The 24,710-nt window shown below is 59.4% G+C and carries 24 protein-coding genes and 1 pseudogene; 11 read left to right on the forward strand and 14 right to left on the reverse strand.

The window, feature by feature from the left end; all coding sequences use genetic code 11:
* Positions 1-22 precede the first annotated feature (22 nt).
* The 4 genes from P3G59_RS28455 to dadA form a co-directional block, all read right to left on the reverse strand.
* Positions 23-571, reverse strand: a complete 549-nt coding sequence (locus P3G59_RS28455; RefSeq protein WP_007920393.1) for a cupin domain-containing protein — start codon at positions 569-571, stop codon at positions 23-25.
* Positions 572-659: 88 nt separating this feature from the next.
* On the reverse strand, positions 660-1,733 hold the full coding sequence (gene alr, locus P3G59_RS28460; protein ID WP_277759824.1) for an alanine racemase: 1,074 nt from the start codon (positions 1,731-1,733) through the stop codon (positions 660-662).
* A gap of 94 nt (positions 1,734-1,827) precedes the next feature.
* Complete coding sequence (locus tag P3G59_RS28465; protein WP_277759825.1) at positions 1,828-2,181, reverse strand: RidA family protein; 354 nt, start codon at positions 2,179-2,181, stop codon at positions 1,828-1,830.
* The gene (gene dadA, locus P3G59_RS28470; protein ID WP_016985828.1) at positions 2,153-3,457 is read right to left on the reverse strand and encodes a D-amino acid dehydrogenase; all 1,305 of its coding nucleotides are present in this window, start codon (positions 3,455-3,457) and stop codon (positions 2,153-2,155) included. The genes P3G59_RS28465 and dadA overlap by 29 nt, the downstream gene beginning before the upstream one ends.
* Positions 3,458-3,612: 155 nt before the next feature.
* On the opposite strand from dadA, the gene P3G59_RS28475 reads away from it, so the two are divergent.
* The gene (locus P3G59_RS28475; protein ID WP_003177284.1) at positions 3,613-4,101 is read left to right on the forward strand and encodes an Lrp/AsnC ligand binding domain-containing protein; all 489 of its coding nucleotides are present in this window, start codon (positions 3,613-3,615) and stop codon (positions 4,099-4,101) included.
* Between the two features lie 132 nt (positions 4,102-4,233).
* Here P3G59_RS28475 and P3G59_RS28480 read toward each other — a convergent pair whose 3' ends face one another.
* The gene (locus tag P3G59_RS28480; RefSeq protein WP_064389779.1) at positions 4,234-4,587 is read right to left on the reverse strand and encodes a YkgJ family cysteine cluster protein; all 354 of its coding nucleotides are present in this window, start codon (positions 4,585-4,587) and stop codon (positions 4,234-4,236) included.
* A 148-nt stretch (positions 4,588-4,735) separates the two neighbouring features.
* On the opposite strand from P3G59_RS28480, the gene P3G59_RS28485 reads away from it, so the two are divergent.
* Positions 4,736-6,046, forward strand: coding sequence for an FAD-binding oxidoreductase (locus P3G59_RS28485; RefSeq protein WP_277759826.1), 1,311 nt, complete (start codon positions 4,736-4,738; stop codon positions 6,044-6,046).
* Between the two features lie 125 nt (positions 6,047-6,171).
* On the opposite strand, the gene P3G59_RS28490 is transcribed toward P3G59_RS28485, so the two are convergent.
* The gene (locus tag P3G59_RS28490) at positions 6,172-6,417 is read right to left on the reverse strand and encodes a DUF1127 domain-containing protein (RefSeq protein WP_277759827.1); all 246 of its coding nucleotides are present in this window, start codon (positions 6,415-6,417) and stop codon (positions 6,172-6,174) included.
* Between the two features lie 179 nt (positions 6,418-6,596).
* Here P3G59_RS28490 and P3G59_RS28495 point away from each other — a divergent pair, with 179 nt between their 5' ends.
* Positions 6,597-8,018: a PLP-dependent aminotransferase family protein gene (locus P3G59_RS28495; RefSeq protein WP_277759828.1), complete on the forward strand. Its 1,422-nt coding sequence runs from the start codon at positions 6,597-6,599 to the stop codon at positions 8,016-8,018.
* Positions 8,019-8,078: 60 nt separating this feature from the next.
* The gene (locus tag P3G59_RS28500) at positions 8,079-9,647 is read left to right on the forward strand and encodes a phospholipase D family protein (protein WP_277759829.1); all 1,569 of its coding nucleotides are present in this window, start codon (positions 8,079-8,081) and stop codon (positions 9,645-9,647) included.
* An 88-nt stretch (positions 9,648-9,735) separates the two neighbouring features.
* On the opposite strand, the gene P3G59_RS28505 is transcribed toward P3G59_RS28500, so the two are convergent.
* Together P3G59_RS28505 and P3G59_RS28510 are read right to left on the reverse strand one after the other, a co-directional pair.
* Complete coding sequence (locus tag P3G59_RS28505) at positions 9,736-10,881, reverse strand: MFS transporter (RefSeq protein ID WP_277759830.1); 1,146 nt, start codon at positions 10,879-10,881, stop codon at positions 9,736-9,738.
* 186 nt (positions 10,882-11,067) lie between these two features.
* On the reverse strand, positions 11,068-12,561 hold the full coding sequence (locus tag P3G59_RS28510; protein WP_277759831.1) for an aldehyde dehydrogenase: 1,494 nt from the start codon (positions 12,559-12,561) through the stop codon (positions 11,068-11,070).
* A gap of 233 nt (positions 12,562-12,794) precedes the next feature.
* On the opposite strand from P3G59_RS28510, the gene P3G59_RS28515 reads away from it, so the two are divergent.
* Positions 12,795-13,157, forward strand: a complete 363-nt coding sequence (locus P3G59_RS28515; RefSeq protein WP_277759832.1) for a cupin domain-containing protein — start codon at positions 12,795-12,797, stop codon at positions 13,155-13,157.
* Between the two features lie 179 nt (positions 13,158-13,336).
* On the opposite strand, the gene rpmG is transcribed toward P3G59_RS28515, so the two are convergent.
* Positions 13,337-13,492 (reverse strand): 50S ribosomal protein L33, encoded by a 156-nt coding sequence (rpmG, locus tag P3G59_RS28520; protein ID WP_003177274.1) that lies wholly within the window; start codon positions 13,490-13,492, stop codon positions 13,337-13,339.
* 11 nt (positions 13,493-13,503) lie between these two features.
* On the reverse strand, positions 13,504-13,737 hold the full coding sequence (gene rpmB, locus P3G59_RS28525; RefSeq protein WP_007920377.1) for a 50S ribosomal protein L28: 234 nt from the start codon (positions 13,735-13,737) through the stop codon (positions 13,504-13,506).
* A 448-nt stretch (positions 13,738-14,185) separates the two neighbouring features.
* Here rpmB and P3G59_RS28530 point away from each other — a divergent pair, with 448 nt between their 5' ends.
* Entirely contained in the window at positions 14,186-15,772 is a 1,587-nt protein-coding gene (locus P3G59_RS28530; RefSeq protein ID WP_277759833.1) for an ABC transporter substrate-binding protein, read from the forward strand.
* 111 nt (positions 15,773-15,883) lie between these two features.
* Here P3G59_RS28530 and radC read toward each other — a convergent pair whose 3' ends face one another.
* Positions 15,884-16,558, reverse strand: a complete 675-nt coding sequence (radC, locus tag P3G59_RS28535) for a DNA repair protein RadC (protein ID WP_277759834.1) — start codon at positions 16,556-16,558, stop codon at positions 15,884-15,886.
* A gap of 133 nt (positions 16,559-16,691) precedes the next feature.
* Here radC and coaBC point away from each other — a divergent pair, with 133 nt between their 5' ends.
* From coaBC to argB, 4 genes and pseudogenes are all read left to right on the forward strand, one after another.
* Entirely contained in the window at positions 16,692-17,900 is a 1,209-nt protein-coding gene (gene coaBC / locus P3G59_RS28540) for a bifunctional phosphopantothenoylcysteine decarboxylase/phosphopantothenate--cysteine ligase CoaBC (protein WP_277762212.1), read from the forward strand.
* Between the two features lie 5 nt (positions 17,901-17,905).
* Positions 17,906-18,361, forward strand: a complete 456-nt coding sequence (gene dut / locus P3G59_RS28545; protein ID WP_007920363.1) for a dUTP diphosphatase — start codon at positions 17,906-17,908, stop codon at positions 18,359-18,361.
* Between the two features lie 298 nt (positions 18,362-18,659).
* Positions 18,660-20,063: pseudogene (locus P3G59_RS28550) on the forward strand (phosphomannomutase/phosphoglucomutase); the annotation flags it as partial.
* A gap of 17 nt (positions 20,064-20,080) precedes the next feature.
* Positions 20,081-20,986, forward strand: a complete 906-nt coding sequence (gene argB / locus P3G59_RS28555; RefSeq protein ID WP_003229488.1) for an acetylglutamate kinase — start codon at positions 20,081-20,083, stop codon at positions 20,984-20,986.
* Positions 20,987-21,186: 200 nt separating this feature from the next.
* Here argB and pyrE read toward each other — a convergent pair whose 3' ends face one another.
* On the reverse strand, positions 21,187-21,831 hold the full coding sequence (pyrE, locus tag P3G59_RS28560; RefSeq protein ID WP_008078597.1) for an orotate phosphoribosyltransferase: 645 nt from the start codon (positions 21,829-21,831) through the stop codon (positions 21,187-21,189).
* Between the two features lie 82 nt (positions 21,832-21,913).
* On the opposite strand from pyrE, the gene P3G59_RS28565 reads away from it, so the two are divergent.
* A complete protein-coding gene (locus tag P3G59_RS28565) occupies positions 21,914-22,693 on the forward strand; it encodes an exodeoxyribonuclease III (protein ID WP_007920349.1) in 780 nt (259 codons plus the stop codon).
* An 80-nt stretch (positions 22,694-22,773) separates the two neighbouring features.
* Here P3G59_RS28565 and gltS read toward each other — a convergent pair whose 3' ends face one another.
* Both gltS and P3G59_RS28575 read right to left on the reverse strand, forming a co-directional pair.
* On the reverse strand, positions 22,774-23,982 hold the full coding sequence (gltS, locus tag P3G59_RS28570) for a sodium/glutamate symporter (RefSeq protein WP_277759835.1): 1,209 nt from the start codon (positions 23,980-23,982) through the stop codon (positions 22,774-22,776).
* 358 nt (positions 23,983-24,340) lie between these two features.
* Positions 24,341-24,709 carry a DUF4870 domain-containing protein gene (locus P3G59_RS28575; RefSeq protein ID WP_277759836.1) on the reverse strand — a complete coding sequence of 123 codons (369 nt, stop codon included), beginning with the start codon at positions 24,707-24,709 and terminating at the stop codon, positions 24,341-24,343.
* Position 24,710: the final 1 nt, after the last annotated feature.

Below are 24,710 nucleotides of genomic sequence, written 5' to 3' on the forward strand. Positions count from 1 at the left end.
GTATGGCTTGGCGCCTCTTTGTTTAAAAATTCGCCGGCGTCGCTGCGCTGATTAGTCGCGCAGGCGCGTCGAACGGATTACGGAAACGATGCGGCTTGGTACTTTCAAAGTAGTAGCTGTCGCCGGCTTCGAGGATAAAAGTTTCCAGACCCACCACCAGTTCCAGACGACCTTCCACCAGAATCCCGGTTTCTTCGCCTTCATGGGTGAGCATTTCTTCGCCGGTGTCGGCGCCCGGCGGGTAAATTTCGTTGAGAAAGGCGATGGCGCGGCTGGGGTGCGCGCGGCCGACCAGCTTCATGGTCACGGCGCCGTCGGAAATGTCGATCAGCTCGTTGGCCTTGTAGACGATCTGGGTCGGCACTTCCTGCAGGATTTCTTCGGAAAAGAACTCGACCATGGACATGGGGATGCCGCCCAGTACTTTTCTCAGCGAGCTGATCGAAGGGCTGACACTGTTCTTTTCGATCATCGAAATGGTGCTGTTGGTGACGCCCGCGCGTTTGGCGAGTTCACGCTGGGAAAGCCCTTTGAGCTTGCGGATCGATTGCAGTCGTTCACCGACGTCCAAGGCGGGAGCCTCCTGATGTTGTAAGAATATTGAGCGTTATCATGGCGACAGCGTTCAGTATTTACAACACTTGGCCCCCGCAGCGGCCTTAACCCTCGGAATAGAGCCTTGGCACTCGGCGCAGGTTGCAAAAGATCTGGTACGGGATGGTGTCGGCCCACTGCGCCACTTCACTGGCGAGGATGTTTTTGCCCCACAGTTCGACGGTCGAACCGAGGCCGGCTTCCGGCACGTCGGTGAGATCGATACAAAGCATGTCCATTGAGACGCGACCGAGAATGCGACTGCGTTTACCCGCCACCAACACTGGCGTGCCGGTCGGCGCATGACGCGGGTAGCCGTCGGCGTAACCCATGGCGACCACGCCGACGCGCATCGGCTTGTCGGTAATGAATTTGGCCCCGTAACCGATCGGCTCGCCGGCCGGCAGCTCACGCACGCAGATGACTTTCGACTCCAGGGTCATCACCGGTTGCAGACGATCAGCCACGGCGTTGGCTTCTTCGAACGGGGTCGCGCCATACAGCATGATGCCCGGACGCACCCAGTCGCTGTGGATCTGCGGCCAACCGAGTACGGCCGGCGAGTTGCGCAGACTGACTTCGGCGGTCAGGCCCTGACGGGCAGCCTCGAACACCGCGACCTGATCGGCGCTGCTCTGCTCGTGCAGCTCATCGGCGCGGGCGAAGTGGCTCATCAGCACGATTTTCGCCACTTTGCCGCTGGCCAGCAGGCGTTGATAGGCCGCCGCGTAATCCTTCGGATGCAGACCCACACGGTGCATACCCGAATCGAGCTTCAGCCACACGGTGATCGGTTTGCTCAATGCCGCCTGCTCGATGGCTTCGAGCTGCCATAGCGAATGCACCACGGTCCAGAAATCATGCTCGACAATCAGCGCCAGCTCATCGGCCTCGAAGATCCCTTCGAGCAACAATACCGGGCCCTTGATACCGGCCGCGCGCAACTCCAGCGCCTCTTCGATACAGGCGACGGCAAACCCGTCGGCCTCGGCTTCGAGCGCCTGCGCGCACCGCACTGCGCCATGGCCGTAGGCATCCGCCTTAATCACCGCTAGCGCCTTGGCGCCGGTGACTTCGCGGGCAATTCGGTAGTTGTGGCGCAGGGCTTCTAGGTCGATCAGGGCACTGGCAGGACGCATGGCGGCAGACTTCTAGGCGGTCATGGGAAGAAAAACCGGCGCCGACTGACGACGTGAACCGCCAACAGCGCCGGGAGAGGGATATTTACAGCGGTTACGGCAGCGCGGCGACGATAGAGATTTCTACCAGAATGCTCGGCTTGGCCATTTTCGCTTCGACGGTGGCACGGGCCGGGGCAGCACCTTTTGGCAGCCACTGGTCCCACACCGAGTTCATTCCGGCGAAGTGCGCCGCGATGTCGTTCAGGTAAATCGTCGCCGACAACAGGTGCTGTTTGTCAGTCCCGGCCAGATCGAGCAAGCGCTCGATATTGGCAAGCACCTCGCGAGTCTGCTGTTCAATCCCGGCGTCGAAGTCGTCGCCGACCTGCCCGGCCAGATACACAGTGCCGTTGTGGCTGACGATCTGACTCATGCGCTCATTGGTGAGCTGGCGCTGGATTGACATGTTTTGCGGACTCCTGGGTTTTGTTGCCGTAACGGGAAATATCGAGACCTTCGGCGCTGATCTGTGGCTTCTTCTTCGCCATCAGATCGGCCAGCAAACGACCGGAACCGCAGGCCATGGTCCAACCGAGGGTGCCGTGACCGGTGTTGAGGAACAGGTTCTTGAATGGCGTGGCGCCAACGATCGGCGTGCCGTCCGGGGTGGTCGGACGCAGGCCGGTCCAGAAACTCGCCTCGGCCAGATTGCCGCCCTGAGGATAAAGGTCGTTGACGATCATCTCCAGGGTTTCGCGGCGGCGCGGGTTCAGCGACAGGTCAAAACCGGCGATCTCGGCCATGCCGCCAACACGGATACGGTTGTCGAAACGGGTGATCGCGACCTTGTAGGTCTCGTCGAGAATAGTCGAAGTCGGGGCCATCGCCGGGTTGGTGATCGGCACGGTCAGCGAGTAACCCTTGAGCGGATACACCGGCGCCTTGATGCCCAGCGGCTTGAGCAATTGCGGCGAGTAGCTGCCGAGCGCCAGCACGTAGCGGTCGGCGGTTTCCAGTTTGCCGTCGATCCACACGCCGTTGATGCGATCACCGGCGTAGTCGAGTTTCTGGATGTCCTGGCCGAAACGGAATTCCACACCGAGTTTCACCGCCATTTCGGCGAGGCGCGTGGTGAACATCTGGCAGTCGCCGGTCTGGTCGTTCGGCAGGCGCAGGGCACCGGCGAGGATGTCGGTAACGCCCGCCAGTGCCGGTTCGACGCGGGCAATGCCGGCGCGGTCGAGCACTTCAAACGGCACGCCGGATTCTTTCAGCACGGCGATGTCTTTGGCGGCGCCATCGAGCTGCGCCTGGGTGCGGAATAACTGAGTCGTACCGAGGCTGCGACCTTCGTAGGCGATGCCGGTTTCGGCGCGCAATTCGTCGAGGCAATCGCGGCTGTATTCGGACAGACGCACCATGCGCTCCTTGTTCACCGCGTAACGATTGGCGGTGCAGTTGCGCAGCATCTGCGCCATCCACAGGTATTGATCGATGTCGGCGGTGGCCTTGATCGCGAGAGGGGCGTGGCGTTGCAGCAGCCACTTGATCGCCTTGAGCGGCACGCCCGGCGCGGCCCACGGCGAAGCGTAGCCCGGCGAGACCTGGCCGGCGTTGGCGAAACTGGTCTCCATGGCCGCAGCAGGCTGCCGGTCGACCACCACCACTTCAAACCCGGCACGGGCCAGATAGTAAGCACTGGCGGTACCGATGACGCCGCTACCCAAGACCATTACGCGCATTTTGTATCCCTCATCGCGGCAGGGCCGCGTACGTCTGTTGTTAGAGCAATGATGCGCGCAGTGTAAAAAAGAAATGCCAGTGCTTTTCACTATATAAGCGCCTATATTTGGCGACAATTCTCGGCAAAAACCCTTTTCACGGAGGCGCATCCCCTATGCGTACCAACACTCAAACCAAACGTGAGCTGGACAAGATCGACCGCAACATCTTGCGGATCCTGCAGGCAGACGGGCGGATTTCCTTTACCGAACTCGGCGAAAAGGTCGGCCTCTCGACCACGCCGTGCACCGAGCGGGTGCGGCGCCTGGAGCGCGAAGGGATCATCATGGGCTACAACGCCCGGCTGAATCCGCAGCACTTGAAGGGTAGCTTGCTGGTGTTCGTCGAGATCAGCCTCGACTACAAATCCGGCGACACTTTCGAAGAATTCCGGCGCGCGGTGCTGAAGTTGCCGCATGTGCTGGAATGCCATTTGGTGTCAGGGGATTTCGACTATCTGGTGAAGGCGCGGATTTCCGAGATGGCCTCGTACCGCAAGCTGCTGGGCGACATTCTGCTGAAGCTGCCGCATGTGCGGGAGTCGAAGAGTTATATCGTGATGGAAGAGGTGAAGGAGAGCCTGAGCCTGCCGATCCCGGATTGAGCACCGCGGCGATCGTTCCCACGCTCTGCGTGGGAATGCCTCTTCGCACGCTCCGCGTTCGGCATTTGGGACGCAGAGCGTCCCGGGCTGCATTCCCACGCAGAGCGTGGGAACGATCATGAAACGCTGCGACTAAACCAACACCTGCCGATTCGCCGCCATGTACTCGAAGATCTGCTTTTCCACACGCGGATGAATCAGCTCCACTGGTCGCCGCTCATTCGGGCAAGGCAAGGTTTTTGTCGTACCGAACAAGCGGCAAATCAACGGCCGCTCCTCATACACCGTGCAGCCATTTGGCCCCAGGTGCACACAGTTCAGTTCTTCCATCGCGGCATCCTGCTCGGCGCGGGTCTTGCGCGGCAGGCGCGCCATTTCTTCCGGCGAAGTGGTCACCGGACCACAGCAATCGTGGCAGCCGGGCACGCACTCGAACGAGGGGATCTGCTGGCGCAAAGTGCGGATTTTCTGGCTGTTGCAGCTCATTGAAGCGGTGACCCAGATGAAATAGGCGGCAATTGTGCCGCAAAAGCCGTGATCCAGACACCGCAGGCCGACCAGTGTTGCCCACGTTCGGGCGTGCGGCTTATGCTCCGTCAAATTTTCTCGACACCTTAGCCGTTGGATGACGCCCATGACTGCCCGCGCCTACACCTCCGCGAGCCAACCCCACGTTGCCTCTTATTACGCCGCCAGCAGCTTGCCGCAGCCGGATCATCCGCTGCTGCGCGGTGAAGTGATTGCCGACGTCTGCGTGGTCGGCGGCGGGTTTTCCGGGTTGAACACGGCGTTGGAGTTGGCTGAACGTGGCCTCAGCGTGGTTTTGCTGGAAGCACACAAGATCGGCTGGGGCGCCAGCGGTCGCAACGGTGGACAGCTTATTCGCGGGGTCGGCCACGGCCTTGATCAGTTCGCCAATATCATCGGCGCCGACGGCGTGCGCGAGATGAAACTGATGGGCCTGGAAGCAGTGGAAATCGTCCGCCAGCGCGTCGAGCGTTTTCAGATTGCCTGCGACCTCACTTGGGGCTACTGCGACCTCGCCAACAAACCCGCAGACCTCGAAGGCTTTGCCGAAGACGCCGAAGAATTGCGCGGCCTGGGCTATCGCTTTGAAACCCGCTTGCTGCAAGCCAATGAAATGCACACGGTTGTCGGTTCCAGGCGCTATGTCGGCGGTTTGATCGACATGGGCTCCGGGCATCTGCATCCGCTGAATCTGGCCTTGGGCGAAGCGGCAGCGGCGCAACAGCTAGGCGTAAAACTGTACGAACATTCGTCGGTGACGCGTATCGATTACGGACCTGAAGTAAAGGTGCACACGGCGCAAGGCTCGGTACGCGCGAAGACGCTGGTCCTTGGCTGCAATGCCTATCTCAATGGTCTGAATCCACAACTCAGCGGCAAAGTCCTCCCGGCCGGCAGCTACATCATCGCCACCGAGCCATTGAGCGAAGAACAGGCACATAACCTGTTGCCGCAGAACATGGCGGTCTGCGACCAACGTGTCGCGCTGGATTACTACCGGCTCTCGGCAGATCGACGACTGCTGTTCGGCGGCGCCTGCCATTACTCGGGGCGTGATCCGAAAGACATCACGGCGTATATGCAGCCGAAGATGCTCGAAGTATTCCCGCAACTGGCCGGGGTGAAGATCGAATATCAGTGGGGCGGGATGATCGGTATCGGGGCGAACCGTTTGCCGCAGATTGGCCGGCTCGCGGATCAGCCGAATGTGTATTACGCCCAGGCGTACTCAGGGCACGGGGTGAATGCCACGCACCTGGCGGGCAAGTTGCTCGCCGAGGCGATCAGCGGGCAGCACAGCGGTGGCTTTGATCTGTTTGCCAAGGTGCCGCACATCACCTTCCCGGGCGGCAAGCATTTGCGTTCGCCGCTGTTGGCGTTGGGGATGTTGTGGCATCGCCTTAAAGAACTGGTCTGATTGATCGTTGATAGATCGTTCCCACGCTCTGCGTGGGAATGCATCCAGTGACGCTCTGCGTCACAGTGGACGCAGAGCGTCCGGGGCGGCGTTCCCACGCAGAGCGTGGGAACGATCGGTGTTGTTCAGATCCGCCAGAACGGCTTCAACCCCTCCTCCTGCGCTTGCTCACGGGTAAGCCCGATGTCCTTGAGCTGATCCGCCGTCAGCGCCAGCAACGCCCTGCGCGTGTGCAGACGATGCCACAACAGGCTCCAGCGACTCAGGCCGGACGGTGGATTACGCAGAATCTCATTGCGCGCACCGTCCTTTTGCCCTGCCGCCAGTTCCTGACTGTGTAACGTTAGCCGCACATCGCTCAAGCCATTCATTTTCAATGCTCCTGTTTACTTGGGTAGCCAGAGATTCCATGATGCGCGGGCGAGCAAAACCGTTAAAGATTCAAAGCAACTGTATTAACTCCATACAGATTTGCCGCTCTGAACACTGAATTGTCGATTTCCGCCGCATCTGTACTGGTTTATCGAATCACCTGCACCGAGGCAGTGCCATGACCCTCTACGTCAACCTCGCCGAATTGCTCGGCACGCGCATCGAACAAGGTTTCTATCGCCCCGGCGATCGATTGCCGTCTGTCCGAGCATTGAGCGTCGAACATGGCGTCAGCCTGAGCACGGTGCAACAGGCTTATCGCATGCTGGAGGACAGCGGTCTGGCCACGCCGAAACCCAAATCCGGCTACTTCGTGCCGGTCGGCCGTGAACTGCCGGAGCTGCCCGCCATCGGCCGTCCGGCGCAACGTCCGGTGGAAATTTCGCAATGGGATCAGGTGCTGGAGTTGATTCGCGCAGTACCGCGCAAGGATGTCGTGCAACTTGGTCGCGGTATGCCCGACATCAGCTCGCCAACGATGAAGCCACTGCTGCGTGGGCTGGCGCGGATCAGCCGCCGTCAGGACATGCCCGGCCTGCATTACGACAACATCCACGGCACCCTCGAACTGCGCGAACAGATCGCCCGGCTGATGCTTGACTCCGGCGGCCAGTTGAGCGCCAGCGACCTGGTCGTCACCACCGGTTGCCATGAAGCGCTGTCCACCAGCATCCACGCGATCTGCGAGCCGGGCGACATTGTCGCGGTGGACTCGCCAAGCTTTCACGGCGCCATGCAGACCCTGAAGGGCCTGGGCATGAAAGCCCTGGAAATCCCCACCGACCCACTCACCGGGATCAGCCTCGAAGCGCTGGAACTGGCACTGGAGCAATGGCCGATCAAGGTCATCCAGCTCACCCCCAACTGCAACAACCCGCTCGGCTACATCATGCCGGAGTCGCGCAAACGCGCCCTGCTCAACCTCGCGCAGCGCTTCGACGTGGCGATCATCGAGGACGATGTGTATGGCGAACTGGCCTACACCTACCCGCGCCCACGCACGATCAAATCCTTCGACGAAGACGGTCGCGTGTTGTTGTGCAGTTCGTTTTCCAAGACCCTGGCGCCGGGGCTGCGTATTGGCTGGGTTGCACCGGGCCGGTACCTCGAGCGCGTGCTGCATATGAAATACATCAGCACCGGATCGACCGCGCCACAACCGCAGATCGCCATCGCCGAATTTCTCAAGTCAGGGCATTTCGAACCGCACTTGCGGCGCATGCGCACGCAATACCAACGCAATCGCGACATGATGATTGATTGGGTCACCCGCTATTTCCCGGCGGGCACGCGCGCCAGCCGGCCGCAAGGCAGCTTTATGCTCTGGGTGGAATTACCGGAAGGTTTCGACACCCTGAAACTGAATCGTGAGCTGCACGACCAAGGCGTACAGATTGCCGTCGGCAGCATCTTTTCCGCCTCGGGCAAGTACCGCAACTGTCTGCGAATGAACTACGCTGCCAAACCGACGGCGCAGATCGAAGAAGCGGTGCGCAAGGTCGGCGAGACGGCTGTCAGATTGCTGGCAGAAGCCGACTGACTTTTTTCCAGAGAACCGCGTCCATATGCCGACCCTGGCCGCCAATCGGAATGATCCTACGTGAGCTTTAGACAGCCCCTTCTCGCTTTGCTGCTACTCGCCTCGTTCCTGAGCGGCTGTGCCAGTCTCGATGTTCCGCGTGAGCCCAGTCAGGCGCTGCCGGCCTCCGATTCCAGCTTCGGCCGTTCGATACAGGCGCAAGCGGCGCCCTATCAAGGCCGCTCGGGTTTCCGTCTGCTGTCCAACAGCAGCGAGGCGTTCACCGCGCGCGCCGAACTGATCCGCAACGCCCAGACGAGCCTCGATCTGCAGTACTACATCGTCCACGACGGCATCAGCACGCGGATGCTGGTGGAGGAACTGCTCAAGGCTGCCGATCGTGGTGTGCGTGTGCGCATTCTGCTCGACGACACCACCAGCGATGGTCTTGACCAGATTATCGCCACACTGGCGGCGCATCCGCAGATCCAGATCCGCCTGTTCAACCCGCTGCATCTGGGCCGCAGTACCGGCGTCACCCGCGCGGCGGGGCGCTTGTTCAATCTGTCGCTGCAGCATCGGCGCATGCACAACAAGCTATGGCTGGCGGACAACAGCGTGGCCATCGTCGGCGGGCGCAATCTGGGCGACGAGTACTTCGACGCCGAGCCGAACCTGAATTTCACCGACATCGACATGCTCAGTGTCGGGCCGGTCGCCGAGCAGCTCGGGCACAGTTTCGACCAGTATTGGAACAGCGCGCTGAGCAAGCCGATCGACGAATTCCTCGCCAGCCAACCGACCGCCAAGGATCTGCAGAACACCCGCACCCGCCTGGAAGAATCGCTGGAAGAAACCCGTAAACAGAATCACGCGCTGTACCAGCAGTTGATGACGTTCAAGACCGCGCCGCGAATGGACATCTGGCGCCAAGAACTGATCTGGGCGTGGAATCAGGCGTTGTGGGATGCGCCGAGCAAGGTGTTGGCCAAGGGCGAGCCGGATCCGCAATTGCTGCTGACCACGCAGTTGGCGCCGGAACTCACCGGGGTCAGCAAAGAGCTGATCATGATCTCGGCGTATTTTGTGCCGGGCCAGCCGGGGCTGGTGTATCTGACCGGACGCGCCGATGCCGGCGTATCGGTGAACCTGCTGACCAACTCACTGGAGGCCACCGATGTGCCGGCGGTACACGGCGGATATGCGCCGTATCGCAAGGCACTGCTGGAGCATGGGGTGAAACTGTTCGAACTGCGCCGTCAGCCCGGCGATGGCGGCGGCAGCGGCCCCCATGTGTTTTACAGCAAATCGTTTCGCGGCTCCGATTCAAGTTTGCACAGCAAAGCGATGATCTTCGACCGACGGAAGGCGTTTATCGGCTCATTCAACTTCGACCCGCGCTCGGTGCTGTGGAATACCGAAGTCGGGGTATTGGTCGACAGCCCCGAGCTGGCTGAGCATGTACGCGAACTGGCCTTGCAAGGCATGGCGCCGGCGCTGAGCTACGAGGCAAAGTTGCAGGACGGGAAGATCGTCTGGGTGACCGAGGATAACGGCCAGATGCACACGCTGAGCAAAGAGCCGGGAAGCTGGTGGCGACGGTTCAATGCGTGGTTCAGTACCACGGTCGGGCTTGAGCGGATGCTTTAAACAGCAAAAGATCGCAGCCTTCGGCAGCTCCTACAGTTTGAAATGCATTCCAACTGTAGGGGCTGCCGAAGGCTGCGATCTTTTGACCTCAGGCAGGTTCGGTCACGGGGCCGAATGCCCCTTGGTGCAAGAGCAGAATCACCAGTCCAAACGCGCCAATCGCCATCAACAACGGCAACGCATGCCCGCTGATCCACTGACTGCCCGCTCCCGCCATCAAAGGCCCGATCAGACAACCCACACCCCACAGCTGCGCGATGTGCGCATTGGCCCGCACCAGTGCATCGTCGCGATAACGCTCGCCAATCAGGATCAGCGACAAGGTGAACAAACCACCGGCGCTCGCCCCGAACAACACCCACAACGGCCAGATCAGCGACGTATCGATCAGCAGGGGGATCGCCAGACTCGACAGCATCAACACCACCGCACAACCGGCGAATAACGTGCGCCGCGAAAGGTAATCGGCCAACGCACCAATCGGCAACTGCAGCAGCGCATCGCCCACCACCACCGTGCTGACCATCGCCAGTGCAATCTCGGCGGTAAAACCCTGCTGCAGGCAATACACCGGCAGCAGCGTCAGGATCATCGCCTCGAACGCGGCGAACAATGAAACCGCCCAGGCAATCGCCGGCAGCTCGCGGGCGAATCCCCACAGGTCACGGAACGTTACGCTGCTCGCTTCACTGCTCGGCGCACCGCTGCGGCCCAGCAACAGCAACGGCGAAACCAGCAGCAGGCCGACGCCGACCCAGAAACCGTAATCATGCTCGGTGCCCAGCGCGCCCAACAGTAACGGGCCGCAGAGCTGGCTCAACGCATAGCTGCTGCCATACAGCGCCACCAATCGGCCACGCCAGTTTTCGACCACCAGTTGATTGATCCAGCTCTCGCCAAGGATGAACACGATGGTCAGGATCACGCCGATCATCAGGCGCAATACCAGCCAGATCGGGTAACTCGGCAACAGCGCCAGCAGGCCGATGGACAGCGCTCCAGCCCACAGGCACAGGCGCATCAGGTTGGCCGTGCCGAAGCGTGCCGCCAGATGACTGGAAATTTTCGCGCCCAACAACACGCCAATCGCCGGCATCGCCGCCATCACACCGATGGCGAAAGAGCCGTAACCCCAACCCTCCAGGCGCAACGACACCAACGGCATGCTGACCCCCAGGGCCAGGCCGACACTCAAGACAGACGCCAACACGGCGAAATACGTCGCCCACCGCATGTTCCACGCTCCTGTGGATATTTTTATGTGCACCACAAAACCACTGTGGGAGCGAGCTTGCTCGCGAATGCAATCTGACAGTCGACATTAATACTGACTGACACACCGCTTTCGCGAGCAAGCTCGCTCCCACAGGGGATCTCTGTACGGTTCGGGAGCCTGAGTGAATCAGGCTCCCTTAACGGCTTACAGCTTGATCCACGTCGCCTTCAGCTCGGTGTACTTGTCGAACGCATGCAGCGATTTATCGCGACCGTTGCCCGACTGCTTGAAGCCGCCAAACGGCGCGGTCATGTCGCCGCCATCGTACTGATTGACCCACACGCTACCGGCGCGCAGCGCCTTGGCGGTCAGGTGCGCCTTGGAGATGTCCTGGGTCCAGACCGCAGCGGCCAAACCGTAAGGCGTGTCGTTGGCGATCTGAATCGCTTGCTCGGCAGTGTCGAAAGCGATAACCGACAGTACCGGGCCGAAGATCTCTTCCTGAGCGATCTTCATCGCGTTGCTCACGCCGTCGAAAATCGTTGGCTCGACGTAGGTGCCACCGGTTTCCTGCAGGATGCGCTTGCCGCCAGCGACCAATTTGGCGCCGTCGGTATGGCCGGATTCGATGTACGACAGCACGGTATTCATCTGCTGCGTATCCACCAGTGCACCGACATTGGTCGCCGGGTCCAGCGGATTGCCCGGCTTCCAGGCTTTCAGCGCCTCAATCACCATCGGCAGGAATGTGTCTTTGATCGAACGCTCGACCAGCAGACGCGAACCGGCGGTGCAGACTTCGCCCTGGTTGAAGGCGATGGCGCTGGCGGCGGATTCGGCGGCCGCTTGCAGGTCCGGCGCATCGGCAAAGACGATGTTCGGACTCTTGCCACCGGCTTCCAGCCAGACGCGTTTCATGTTCGATTCGCCGGAGTAGATCATCAGTTGCTTGGCGATCTTGGTCGAACCGGTAAACACCAGCGTATCGACGTCGTTGTGCAGGGCCAGCGCCTTGCCCACGGTGTGGCCGTAGCCCGGCAGCACGTTGAGCACGCCTTTCGGAATACCGGCTTCAACAGCCAGCGCGGCGATGCGGATGGCGGTCAGTGGCGATTTTTCCGATGGTTTGAGGATCACCGAGTTACCGGTCGACAATGCCGGGCCGAGTTTCCAGCAAGCCATCATCAGCGGGAAGTTCCACGGCACGATGGCGCCAACCACGCCAACTGGCTCGCGGGTCACCAGACCCAGTTGATCGTGGGGGGTGGCTGCGACTTCGTCGTAAATCTTGTCGATCGCTTCACCGCTCCAGCTCAGCGCTTGCGCCGCACCCGGAACATCGATGTACAGCGAGTCACTGATCGGCTTGCCCATGTCGAGGGTTTCGAGCAGGGCCAGTTCTTCGGCGTGCTGTTTCAGCAGGCTGGCGAAACGGATCATGGTGGCTTTGCGCTTGGTCGGCGCCAGGCGCGACCAGACGCCGGAATTGAAGGTGGCGCGGGCGTTTTCCACGGCGCGCTGGGCGTCGGCGGCGTCACAGCTGGCAATCTTGCCAAGCAGACGGCCATCGACCGGGCTGATGCACTCGAAGGTCTCGCCGGAGACGGCGTCGGTGTATTCGCCGTTGAGGTAGGCGCGGCCTTCGATCTTCAGGTCGCGAGCGCGTTGTTCCCAATCGGCACGAGTCAGGGTGGTCATTCGAGTGTCCTCCTCTTGTTGAATAGAGCGCCGCGTTCTTCGCGGACGTCTTCAGGAATTCTGCCCGGCCAGCCTGCTTTCGGCCCAAGGCATCCGCCACCCTAAACCAGCGGCCGGGGTTGTTTCAATATATTTGACATAAGCGCGCTATACGGCCTTGCGGTGTTCATTTTAATAAACATAGACTTTGGCCCTTTCAAGCCACCACGCCGTCCTTACGGGAGAAAACAACAATGAACATCCAGAACGTCGTCGACATCAGCCTGACCGGCAGCGAAGCCGAACGCTATCGCCCGGACCCGGCCAAAGTGCTCAAGGGCGACCCCGAACAAGCCGTATTCCATCAATACGAAAGCCCTTGCGGGCAAATGGGTGTCGGCGTGTGGGAAGGTGCGGTGGGCCAGTGGACGGTGAACTACACCGAACATGAATATTGCGAAATCCTGCAGGGGGTTTCGGTGCTGCGTGACAGCGATGGCAATGCCAAGACATTGCGCGTGGGCGACCGCTTTGTGATTCCGGCGGGTTTCCGTGGCACTTGGGAAGTGCTGGAGGCGTGCCGCAAGATCTATGTGATCTTCGAACAGAAAGCCTGATCGAGATGCCTGTGTAGGAGCTGCCGAAGGCTGCGATCTTTTGATCTTTTTTTAAGGATCAAGATTAAAAGATCGCAGCCTTCGGCAGCTCCTACACAGACAGCGTGCAAATATCCAAGGCAACAAAAAAGGCCCGTATCGTGAGATACGGGCCTTTTTCGTAAGTCAGGAAAAATCAATTACTTGATTTTGCCTTCCTTGTAGATCACGTGCTTGCGAACAACCGGATCATATTTCTTGATCTCGATTTTGTCCGGAGTAGTACGCTTGTTCTTGTCGGTAGTGTAGAAGTGACCAGTACCGGCGCTCGAGATCAAACGAATCAATTCACGCATGATTAGCTCCCTTAAATCTTGCCATCGCGGCGAAGTTCGGCCAGCACGACAGTGATGCCGCGCTTGTCGATGATACGCATGCCTTTGGCAGATACGCGCAGACGCACGAAACGTTTCTCTTCTTCAACCCAGAAGCGGTGATGCTGCAGGTTCGGCAGGAAACGACGACGGGTTTTGTTGTTTGCGTGGGAAATGTTATTCCCAGTCACCGGACCCTTACCGGTAACTTGACATACTCTCGACATGCCTCAGCCCTCTAAAACCACATGCCCAACCCGGCATGGGTTGGCCGCTTAATCTCTCAGTCATTTGGCGCCAGGCGCCGCGTTTCTTTAGAGGTCTTACCGGCTACACCTACAGTGAAGGAACCGGGCCCCTAGAAAAGAGCGCTGCTTTATACCAGAAAGACCGGGGTGCAACAACTTTCCGTGTGCAATCAATCCACAAAAAAGCGCTTTTACGGCCTGCGAACGCTTTGGATAAAGGCTGGCATCGACTTTTACCACTCGTCGCAGAAAATCACCCTTGCGGGCGATTAAGACTTTTGGCTGCGCCACGCGGTCTGAAAAACCGCCATCACTGTGCCCCGAAAATGCAAAAAGGGGATAGTCATTTGTAATCCAGACCTCTAGGGTAGGCCTTTTCCAGACTGCACTTGCAGATGGGCCTTCGATCTGTAAAAGGAAACCGACCATGCGCCTCGCTGCCCTATCCCTGTTGCTCGCCCCGCTCCTGCTGAGCCCCCTGGCCCAGGCCGCCGCGCTGAGCGTCTGCACCGAGGCCAGCCCTGAAGGGTTCGACGTGGTGCAATACAACTCGCTGACCACCACCAACGCCTCGGCCGACGTGCTGATGAACCGCCTGGTGGATTTTGACACCACGAGTGGCAAAGTCGTCCCGAGCCTGGCCGACAGCTGGGAAGTCAGCACCGACGGCCTGACTTACGTGTTCAAGCTACACCCGCAGGTGAAGTTTCAAACGACCGATTACTTCAAGCCGAGCCGCGAGCTAACCGCTGAAGACGTCAAGTTCAGCTTCGACCGCATGCTCGACCCGGCCAACCCGTGGCACAAAGTCGCCCAGAGCGGCTTCCCGCATGCGCAATCGATGCAGTTGCCGGCACTGATCAAGAAAATCGACGCACTTGATCCGCTAACCGTGCGCTTCACCCTTGATCATCCGGATTCGACGTTCCTGGCGACGCTGAGCATGGGCTTCGCTTCGATCTACTCCGCCGAATACGCCGACAAGCTGATGAAGGCCGGCGCCACCGACAAGCTCAACAGCCAGCCGATTGGCACCGGCCCGTTTGTCTTCAACCGTTTCCAGAAAGACGCGGCGATCCGCTACAAGGCCAACCCGGATTACTTCGGTGGCAAGCCTGCGGTGGATCCGTTGATCTTCGCCATTACCCCGGACGCCAACGTGCGCCTGCAAAAACTGCGGCGCAATGAATGCCAGATCGCCCTGTCGCCAAAACCACTGGACGTACAGGCCGCGCTGAAAGAGCCGACACTGAAAGTCGAAAAGACTGACGCGTTCATGACCGCATTCGTCGGCATCAACAGTCAGCATGCGCCACTGGACAAGCCGGAAGTGCGTCAGGCAATCAACCTCGCCTTCGACAAGGCCAACTACATCAAGGCTGTGTTTGAAGACACCGCAGAAGCGGCCAATGGCCCCTATCCGCCGAACACCTGGAGTTACGCGAAGAGTCTGCCGGGTTACCCGCACGATGTCGCCAAAGCCAAGGCGCTGATGGCCAAGGCCGGTTTAAAGGACGGCTTCCAGACCACGATCTGGACGCGCCCGTCAGGCAGCCTGCTAAACCCGAATCCAAGCCTCGGTGCGCAACTGCTGCAATCGGATCTGGCGGAAATCGGCATTCAGGCAGAAATCCGCGTGATCGAATGGGGCGAATTGATTCGTCGCGCCAAAGCTGGCGAGCATGACCTGCTGTTCATGGGCTGGGCCGGTGACAATGGCGACCCGGACAACTTCCTCACGCCGCAGTTTTCCTGCGCCGCGGTCAAATCGGGCACCAACTTTGCGCGGTACTGCAATGCCGATCTGGACAAGCTGATCAGTGCCGGCAAGACCACCAGCGAACAAGGCGTGCGTACCAAGCTGTACGAACAGGCGCAGACGCAGATTCAGCAGCAGGCGTTGTGGCTGCCGCTGGCGCATCCGACGGCTTACGCGCTGACCCGCAAGGACGTGCAGGGTTACTCGGTAAGCCCGTTCGGTCGCCAGGACTACTCGAAGGTCAACCTCAAATAACTCCATCCCCTGTAGGAGCTGCCGCAGGCTGCGATCTTTTGACTTTTGACTCTAAAAACAAGATCAAAAAATCGCAGCCTGCGGCAGCTCCTACAGGGAGATAGCGAGGAGTTACATCCAGCCACACTCAGCCATCGACAACGGCTCACCATCGCCAACGATGAAGTGATCCAGCACCCGCACATCAATCAGCTCCAGCGCCTTTTGCAGGCGCTTTGTCAGCAGCCGATCTGCCTGACTGGGGTCAGTGTTCCCCGATGGATGGTTGTGGCACAGGATCACGGCGGCGGCGTTATTGGCCAAAGCACGCTTCACGACTTCTCGTGGATGGACACTGGTGTTGTCGATCGAACCGCGAAACAGCGCCTCGAAATTCAGTACCTGATGCTTTGAATCGAGAAACAGACAGCCGAACACCTCGTGCGGCTCATGGCGCAGCATGGCCTTGAGGTAATCGCGCACGACTTGCGGATTCTCCAGCGCCGGCTTCTTGCGCATGCGCTCGGCCAGATGCCGCCGCGCCATTTCCAGCACCGCCTGCAACTGGGCATATTTCGCCGGACCGAGGCCCAATTGCTCGCTGAACGCCGCCAGATCGGCTTCGAGCAAAACCCGCAGGCTGCCGAACTGGTTCAACAGATGTCGCGCCAGATCCACCGCGCTTTTTCCGGAGACCCCGGTACGTAGAAAAATCGCCAGCAATTCGGCATCGGAAAGGCTTCCCGAGCCGTGTTCCAGTAGCTTCTCCCGCGGGCGTTCCGCCGCAGGCCAATCGCGAATACTCATACACATTCCTTGTCTGTGGGCGCCGCTGTTCCGTAGCGGTCGCTGTGATATCGTAGCCCATCTTTTTTGCGGTCGATTTATCCCTGGGGAGGGGGCATCGCTCCGCAGTCATCAACGAATGAAAGGCAGACCTATGCAGCGGCTGTATCGGAAACGCATCGTTCTGGGCGTCGGCGGCGGCATCGCGGCCTACAAGAGCGCCGATCTGGTTCGTCGCCTGATCGATCAGGGCGCCGAAGTGCGCGTGGTCATGACCCATGGCGGCGCCGAATTCATCACTCCGCTGACCATGCAGGCGCTGTCCGGCCACCCGGTACACCTCGACCTGCTCGACCCGGCCGCCGAAGCCGCAATGGGCCACATCGAGCTGGCCAAGTGGGCCGATCTGGTACTGATTGCCCCGGCCACCGCCGACTTGATCGCCCGCCTCGCGCAAGGCATCGCCAACGATTTGCTGACCACACTGGTGCTGGCCACCGACGCCGTCGTGGCGGTCGCTCCGGCAATGAATCAGGCGATGTGGCGCGACCCGGCGACCCAGGCCAACCTGCAACTTCTGGAAAGCCGTGGCCTGAAGACCTTCGGCCCCGCCTCGGGCAGTCAGGCCTGCGGCGATGTCGGCATGGGCCGCATGATGGAAGCCACCGATCTGGCGCAATGCGCAGCGGACTGCTTTCAGCGTCAGGCATTGACCGGCAAGCATGTGGTGATCACCGCCGGCCCGACCCAGGAAAACATCGACCCGGTGCGCTACATCACCAACCACAGCTCCGGCAAAATGGGCTTTGCCCTCGCCGAAGCGGCAGTTGAAGCCGGCGCCCGCGTCACATTGATCAGCGGCCCGGTGCACCTGCCGACCCCGGATCGCGTCACACGCATCGACGTAGTCAGCGCCCGCGACATGCTCGCCGCGTGTGAAGCCGCGATCCCCTGCGACGTGTTCATTTCTTCGGCGGCGGTTGCGGACTATCGCCCGGAAGTCATTGCCCCGCAAAAACTCAAGAAAGATCCTACGAGCGGTGACGGCTTCGTCCTGCAAATGGTGCGTAACCCGGACATCCTGGCCACCATTGCGACCCGTCCCGACCGTCCGTTCAGTGTCGGCTTTGCCGCCGAAACCGAACACCTGCTCGACTACGCTGCACGCAAGCTGAAGGACAAGAATCTCGATTTGATCGTCGCCAACGACGTCGCCAACCCGAGCATCGGTTTCAACAGCGAAGAAAACGCCTGCAGCGTGATTGACCGTGCGCTGCACGCCACGGTTTTCGCCCAGACCAGCAAGAGCAAGATCGCTCGCCAACTGGTCACTTTTATCGCCGAACGTCTGAACCAGGTTTAATTTACATGCACGCTTTGCAAGCCAAGATCCTCGACCCACGCATCGGTAGCGAATTCCCGCTGCCGCAATACGCCACGCCAGGCTCCGCCGGCCTCGACCTGCGCGCCATGCTGGATCAGGACATCGTGATCAAGCCGGGTGAAACCGTGCTGATCCCCACCGGTCTGTCGGTTTACATCGGCGACCCGAATCTCGCCGCGCTGATCCTGCCGCGCTCTGGCATGGGCCATAAACACGGCATCGTGCTGGGCAACCTCGTCGGCCTGATCGACTCCGATTACCAGGGCCCGCTGATGGTGTCGTGCTGGAACCGTGGCCAAACCGACTTCACCATGACCGTCGGCGAACGTCTGGCGCAACTGGTGCTGGTACCGGTGGTGCAGGCGCATTTCGAAATGGTTGAAGAGTTCGTCGAAACCGAACGCGGCACCGGCGGGTTTGGCCACACAGGCACCAAATAACCGAATACATCTCCCGTAGGAGCTGCCGCAGGCTGCGATCTTTTGATCTTGATCTTAAAAACAAAGTCAAAAGATCGCAGCCCTCGGCAGCTCCTATAGGAGAGAAATTTGTGCAATTTGTGCGACAGGTTTTAACACCGTAAATCAAGGTTTTGCCGGCCGAAAGCCACGCCAGCCGAGGCGTCATGGCCCTTTCATACCACGAACTCTCTGTGGAAAACGCCGTCATACCCTTCAGTTTGAGCCTGCCGTCGAACGATTCGTCGGTCTGTCCCGCCACTTTCGAGATGGAGCATTTCCGTAGATGAGCACCCCAGCCAAGATCGCCCCGAAGCTGCCCGACAGCATTTTCCGCGCCTATGACATTCGCGGCACCGTGCCGGAATTCCTCAATGCCGAAACCGCTTACTGGATCGGTCGCGCTATCGGTTCGCAGAGCCTGGCCCAGGGTGAGCCGAACGTGTCCGTCGGTCGCGATGGCCGCCTGTCCGGCCCTGAGCTGGTTGCCGAGCTGATCCGCGGTATCGCCGAAAGCGGCTGCCACGTCAGCGACGTCGGCCTGGTACCGACCCCTGCGCTGTACTACGCCGCCAACGTGTTGGCCGGCAAATCCGGCGTGATGCTCACCGGCAGCCACAACCCGTCAAACTACAACGGCTTCAAGATCGTCATCGCCGGCGACACCCTCGCCAACGAACAGATCCAGGCCCTGCATGAGCGCCTCAAAACCAACAACCTGAGCAGCGGCGCCGGCAGCGTCACTCAGGTCGAGATTCTCGACCGCTACAACACCGAAATCGTCCAGGACATCAAACTGGCCCGGCGCATGAAGGTCGTGGTCGACTGCGGCAATGGCGCGGCCGGCGTGATCGCCCCGCAACTGATCGAAGCGCTGAACTGCGAAGTGATTCCACTGTTCTGCGACGTCGACGGCAACTTCCCCAACCATCACCCGGATCCGGGCAAGCCTGAAAACCTTGTCGACCTGATCGCCAAGGTCAAGGAAACCAGCGCCGACATCGGTTTGGCGTTCGACGGCGACGGCGACCGTGTCGGCGTGGTGACCAACACCGGTAGCATCGTCTACCCGGATCGCCTGCTGATGCTGTTCGCCCGTGACGTGGTCGCGCGCAACCCGGACGCCGAGATCATTTTCGACGTCAAATGCACCCGTCGACTGGTGCCGCTGATCAAGGAATACGGTGGTCGTCCGCTAATGTGGAAGACCGGTCATTCGTTGATCAAAAAGAAAATGAAACAATCCGGTGCCCTACTGGCCGGTGAAATGAGCGGGCACATCTTCTTCAAGGAGCGCTGGTTCGGTTTCGACGACGGCATCTACAGCGCCGCACGGCTGCTGGAGATCCTCAGCAAGGAAAAATCCACCGCGGAAGAGCTGTTTGCGACCTTCCCGAATGATATTTCTACGCCGGAAATCAATATCCATGTGACCGAAGAGAGCAAATTCAGCATCATTGATGCACTGCACGACGCACAGTGGGGCGCAGGCGCTGACCTGACCACCATTGACGGCGTGCGAGTCGATTACGCCAAAGGCTGGGGCCTGGTGCGCGCGTCCAACACCACACCGGTGCTGGTACTGCGCTTCGAGGCCGATGACGAGGCTGAATTACAGCGCATCAAGGACGTGTTCCACGCCCAATTGAAACGCGTTGCACCCGATCTCCAACTACCGTTCTGATCCACCCGGAGCCCTGAATGACCCTCGAACGCGAAGCCGCCGCCCATACCGCCCAGGTCCTGTCCGAAGCGTTGCCTTACATCCGACGCTATGTCGGCAAGACTCTGGTGATCAAATACGGCGGCAACGCGATGGAAAGCGAGGAGCTGAAAACCGGCTTCGCCCGCGACATCGTCTTGATGAAAGCCGTGGGTATCAACCCGGTGGTCGTGCACGGTGGCGGCCCGCAGATCGGTGATCTGCTCAAGCGCCTGTCGATCGAAAGCCACTTCGTCGACGGCATGCGCGTCACCGACGCGGCGACCATGGACGTAGTCGAAATGGTGTTGGGCGGTCAGGTCAACAAAAGCATCGTCAACCTGATCAACCGTCACGGCGGCAGCGCCATTGGCCTGACGGGTAAAGATGCCGGGCTGATCCGCGCGAAGAAGCTCACTGTTACCCGCCAGACGCCGGAGATGACTCAGCCAGAAATCATCGACATCGGTCAGGTAGGTGAAGTGGTCGGGATCAATACCGAACTGCTGAACCTGCTGGTCAAAGGCAACTTCATCCCGGTGATTGCGCCGATCGGCGTCGGCGAGAATGGCGAGTCGTACAACATCAACGCTGACCTGGTCGCCGGTAAAGTCGCCGAGGCGCTGAAAGCCGAGAAGCTGATGCTGCTGACCAACATCGCCGGCCTGATGGACAAGTCGGGCACTGTATTGACCGGCCTGAGCACCCAGCAGGTCGACGATCTGATTGCCGATGGCACCATCTACGGCGGCATGCTGCCGAAGATCCGCTGCGCGCTGGAAGCGGTTCAGGGCGGTGTCGGCAGCTCGCTGATCATCGACGGTCGTGTACCGAATGCGATCCTGCTGGAAATCTTCACCGACACCGGTGTGGGTACGCTGATCAGCAATCGCAAGCGCCCGTAAGCGCTGGCGCAAACGAAAAGACCCCGCTCAGTCTGGCTGAGCGGGGTCTTTTTTTGCCGGCAGTTGCGAATTCTGCTGCCATCTCTCTGTAGGAGCTGCCGCAGGCTGCGATCTTTTGACCCTGGCTTTAAAAAACAAGAGCTAAGGATCGCAGCCTTCGGCAGCTCCTACAGCGGAGTTGCGTCAGGTTAGCGATCAGGTCAGACGCCGAACTGGGCGCGGTAGGCTTCCACGGCTGGCAGGTGCTGCTTGAGTTGCGGATCATCGGCGAGGAATTCCAGCACCTGATTCAGCGAAACAATGCTGATCACCGGAATGCCGAAGTCGCGCTCGACTTCCTGAATGGCCGACAACTCACCGTTGCCACGCTCCTGACGGTTCAGGGCGATCAGCACGCCAGCGGCCTTGGCGCCGTCTTGAGAGGCGATGATCTGCATCACTTCGCGGATCGCGGTGCCAGCGGTGATCACATCGTCGATGATCAGCACGTCTCCAGTCAGCGGCGCGCCAACCAGGCTACCGCCTTCGCCGTGGGCCTTGGCTTCCTTGCGGTTGAAGCACCATGGCAGGTCACGGTCGTGATGCTCGGCCAGCGCGACGGCAGTGGTTGCCGCCAGCGGGATGCCTTTGTAGGCCGGACCGAACAGAACGTCGAAAGGAATGCCGCTTTCGGCAATGGCTGCGGCGTAGAAACGCCCCAGCTGCGCCAGGGCCGAACCCGAGTTGAACAGGCCGGCGTTGAAGAAGTAAGGACTGGTGCGCCCGGACTTCAGGGTGAACTCACCGAAGCGCAAAACGCCGCGATCGATGGCAAAACGAATGAAATCGCGCTGATACGCTTGCATGAAAAAAACCCCAAATACCACGGATTTAGCTAATTAGCTTGACGCCGTGTATCATACACGCACGCGATTTTTGGGGCCATTTATGCGGATCATCAGTGTGAACGTCAATGGTATTCAGGCTGCAGTCGAGCGTGGTTTGCTCAGTTGGCTGCAAGCACAGAATGCCGACGTCATCTGCCTGCAGGACACCCGTGCCTCCGCCTTTGAACTGGATGACCCAGCCTTCCAACTGGATGGCTACTTCCTTTATGCCTGCGATGCTGAAGTCCCTGCCCAAGGCGGCGTGGCTTTGTATTCGCGGTTGCAACCGAAGGCTGTCATCAGCGGTCTCGGTTTCGAGACGGCCGACCGCTACGGGCGCTACCTGCAAGCAGATTTCGACAAAGTCAGTATTGCCACCTTGCTGCTCCCTTCGGGGATGAACGGCGATGAGGACTTGAACCAGAAGTTCAAGCTCATGGACGATTTCGGCAAGTACCTGGACAAACAGCGACGCAAACGTCGCGAGTACATTTATTGTGGCTCGCTGTACGTGGCGCAGCAGAAGCTCGACATCAAGAACTGGCGTGACAGCCAGCAATCCCCGGGCTTCCTGGCGCCAGAACGCGCCTGGATGGACGAGATTGTCGGCAACATGGGCTATGTCGATGCCCTGCGCGAAGTCAGCCGCGAAGGCGACCAGTACAGCTGGTGGCCGGACAACGAACAGGCCGAGATGCTCAATCTGGGCTGGCGCTTCGATTACCAGATCCTGACCCCAGGCCTGCGACGCTTCGTACGCAGCGCACGCCTGCCACGTCAGCCGCGGTTCTCGCAGCACGCGCCGCTGATCGTCGACTACGACTGGACGCTGACCATCTAAGCGTCGTTTCGCAGTACAAAAAATGCCCGTATCGCAAGATACGGGCATTTTTTATGTGTCACTTCCCGACAGGCTCCAATTCAGACGGCCGCGAAGAACGGTAAGGCCAGATACAGCTTGATCACGATGACATTGATAATGTCGATAAAGAACGCTCCGACCATCGGCACCACCAGAAACGCGATCTGCGAGGGGCCGTAGCGCTGCGTCACGGCCTGCATGTTGGCAATGGCGGTCGGCGTGGCACCAAGGCCAAAACCGCAGTGCCCCGCTGCCAGCACGGCGGCATCGTAGTTGCGGCCCATCACCCGGAATGTCACGAAAATCGCGAACAGCGCCATGACCATGGTCTGCATCGCCAGAATGATGAAGATCGGCAGCGCGAGCGAGGCCAGATCCCACAACTTGAGCGACATCAGCGCGATCGCCAGAAACAGCGACAGACTGACATTGCCCAGTACCGAGACCTCACGCTCAAACACCTGATACAAGCCCAACGCGGAAAGACCGTTGCGCAGCACCACGCCGACAAACAGCACACAAACAAACGTCGGCAACTCGAACGCAGTCCCGTGCAACAGGCCATTCAACAGATTGCCCGCCAGCAAGCTCACTGCAATCAGAGCCAGGGTTTCGACAAACGAAAATGGCGTGATCGAGCGCTCCTTGTTCGGCTGTTCAAAACCCTTTGGCAACCGTGGCGCTTCCTGTTGATTGCATCCGGGCACTTGCACACGCTTGATGAGCAAGCGCGCGACCGGCCCGCCGATCAAACCACCCAGCACCAGACCAAACGTCGCAGAGGCCATCGCCAGTTCAGAGGCAGAAGCCAGACCGTATTTCTCACTGAATACCGTTCCCCACGCAGCCCCTGTGCCGTGACCGCCCGCCAGGGTGATCGAACCGGTCAGCAGCCCCATCAATGGATCGAGCCCAAGCATTTTTGCCAGCCCGATCCCCATCGCATTCTGCACCACCAACAGCCCGGTGACCGCCAACAGGAATATTCCGACGATCCGCCCGCCTTTCTTCAGACTGGCAAAGTCTGCGCTCAGCCCAATGGTGGCAAAAAAGGCCAGCATCAAAGGTGTTTGCAAGGAAGTATCAAAGCGAATTTCAATATCGAACGTTCGCAGCAACAATAAAACCAAGGCAACTACCAGGCCACCTGCGACAGGTTCAGGGATATTGTAACTGCGCATGAAGCCAACACGCATAACGAGACCGCGCCCAAGTAGAAGTACTAAGGAAGCGGCCACAAGCGTTCCGTAAAAATCGAGCTGAATCATTGGGATTGTTCTTGGCTATTTGTTCAGAGGCGAATTTTTTACCTGCATCCGCCCCCTGAACAGGCTGATTGTCTCAACACTGATTACTCGGAAATTCAAGAGCCTTCGATGGCTTGAACATGTCTTAATATTTCAACAGAAATATTAGCCGAGCAACTTTAACAACCGTCGACCTTGATTCCAAGGACATGAATCCTGACTAAGCCGATGCAGTTGTGACTAAAAGTGTATATGCGCAAAGAATAAGGACATGTCAGCGCAGTCAGATTATTCCTACATACAGCAGCAATTAATTATGTTGCATAAATAAAAATGCCCTGACAGGTCAGGGCATTGATATTGGAACTTTGCGAGCTTCTTATTTGATCAGCCGCCAGGTAAACGGATATCGGTAAGGAAAACCTTCATTGGCTTTCACACCGGCGATGATCGTCAAAACCAGCGCGCCGATCGCCACTATCCCCAACAGGAAGAACCCGATGATCAGCAGCATCAGCAGGAAGCAGATCAACGAAGCAATCGCGACGGTGATCTGAAAATTCAGCGCTTCCTTGCCTTGAGCATCGATGAACGGGTCTGTCTCGCGCTTCATCTGCCACAGGAGCAACGGCCCGATCAAATTGCCGAACGGAATCCAGATCCCCAACAAGGCGGACAAGTGACAAAACATCGCCCACTGGCGAACCTCCTGGCTCGGCTTGGGCAGCAACTCTTGTTCGTCACTCATC

This window comes from Pseudomonas sp. A34-9 (assembly GCF_029543085.1).
In the GTDB taxonomy this organism is placed as follows: Bacteria; Pseudomonadota; Gammaproteobacteria; order Pseudomonadales; family Pseudomonadaceae; genus Aquipseudomonas.

Bases quoted from the DNA above. Each gene is read 5' to 3' on its own strand.
- alr (WP_277759824.1), bottom strand. From the start codon at position 1,733: ATGCGTCCTGCCAGTGCCCTGATCGACCTAGAAGCCCTGCGCCACAAC.
- P3G59_RS28465 (WP_277759825.1), bottom strand. From the start codon at position 2,181: ATGTCAATCCAGCGCCAGCTCACCAATGAGCGCATGAGTCAGATCGTC.
- dadA (WP_016985828.1), bottom strand. From the start codon at position 3,457: ATGCGCGTAATGGTCTTGGGTAGCGGCGTCATCGGTACCGCCAGTGCT.
- P3G59_RS28475 (WP_003177284.1), top strand. From the start codon at position 3,613: ATGCGTACCAACACTCAAACCAAACGTGAGCTGGACAAGATCGACCGC.
- P3G59_RS28480 (WP_064389779.1), bottom strand. From the start codon at position 4,587: ATGAGCTGCAACAGCCAGAAAATCCGCACTTTGCGCCAGCAGATCCCC.
- P3G59_RS28485 (WP_277759826.1), top strand. From the start codon at position 4,736: ATGACTGCCCGCGCCTACACCTCCGCGAGCCAACCCCACGTTGCCTCT.
- P3G59_RS28490 (WP_277759827.1), bottom strand. From the start codon at position 6,417: ATGAATGGCTTGAGCGATGTGCGGCTAACGTTACACAGTCAGGAACTG.
- P3G59_RS28495 (WP_277759828.1), top strand. From the start codon at position 6,597: ATGACCCTCTACGTCAACCTCGCCGAATTGCTCGGCACGCGCATCGAA.
- P3G59_RS28505 (WP_277759830.1), bottom strand. From the start codon at position 10,881: ATGCGGTGGGCGACGTATTTCGCCGTGTTGGCGTCTGTCTTGAGTGTC.
- P3G59_RS28510 (WP_277759831.1), bottom strand. From the start codon at position 12,561: ATGACCACCCTGACTCGTGCCGATTGGGAACAACGCGCTCGCGACCTG.
- P3G59_RS28515 (WP_277759832.1), top strand. From the start codon at position 12,795: ATGAACATCCAGAACGTCGTCGACATCAGCCTGACCGGCAGCGAAGCC.
- rpmG (WP_003177274.1), bottom strand. From the start codon at position 13,492: ATGCGTGAATTGATTCGTTTGATCTCGAGCGCCGGTACTGGTCACTTC.
- rpmB (WP_007920377.1), bottom strand. From the start codon at position 13,737: ATGTCGAGAGTATGTCAAGTTACCGGTAAGGGTCCGGTGACTGGGAAT.
- P3G59_RS28530 (WP_277759833.1), top strand. From the start codon at position 14,186: ATGCGCCTCGCTGCCCTATCCCTGTTGCTCGCCCCGCTCCTGCTGAGC.
- radC (WP_277759834.1), bottom strand. From the start codon at position 16,558: ATGAGTATTCGCGATTGGCCTGCGGCGGAACGCCCGCGGGAGAAGCTA.
- coaBC (WP_277762212.1), top strand. From the start codon at position 16,692: ATGCAGCGGCTGTATCGGAAACGCATCGTTCTGGGCGTCGGCGGCGGC.
- dut (WP_007920363.1), top strand. From the start codon at position 17,906: ATGCACGCTTTGCAAGCCAAGATCCTCGACCCACGCATCGGTAGCGAA.
- argB (WP_003229488.1), top strand. From the start codon at position 20,081: ATGACCCTCGAACGCGAAGCCGCCGCCCATACCGCCCAGGTCCTGTCC.
- pyrE (WP_008078597.1), bottom strand. From the start codon at position 21,831: ATGCAAGCGTATCAGCGCGATTTCATTCGTTTTGCCATCGATCGCGGC.
- P3G59_RS28565 (WP_007920349.1), top strand. From the start codon at position 21,914: ATGCGGATCATCAGTGTGAACGTCAATGGTATTCAGGCTGCAGTCGAG.
- gltS (WP_277759835.1), bottom strand. From the start codon at position 23,982: ATGATTCAGCTCGATTTTTACGGAACGCTTGTGGCCGCTTCCTTAGTA.
- P3G59_RS28575 (WP_277759836.1), bottom strand. From the start codon at position 24,709: ATGAGTGACGAACAAGAGTTGCTGCCCAAGCCGAGCCAGGAGGTTCGC.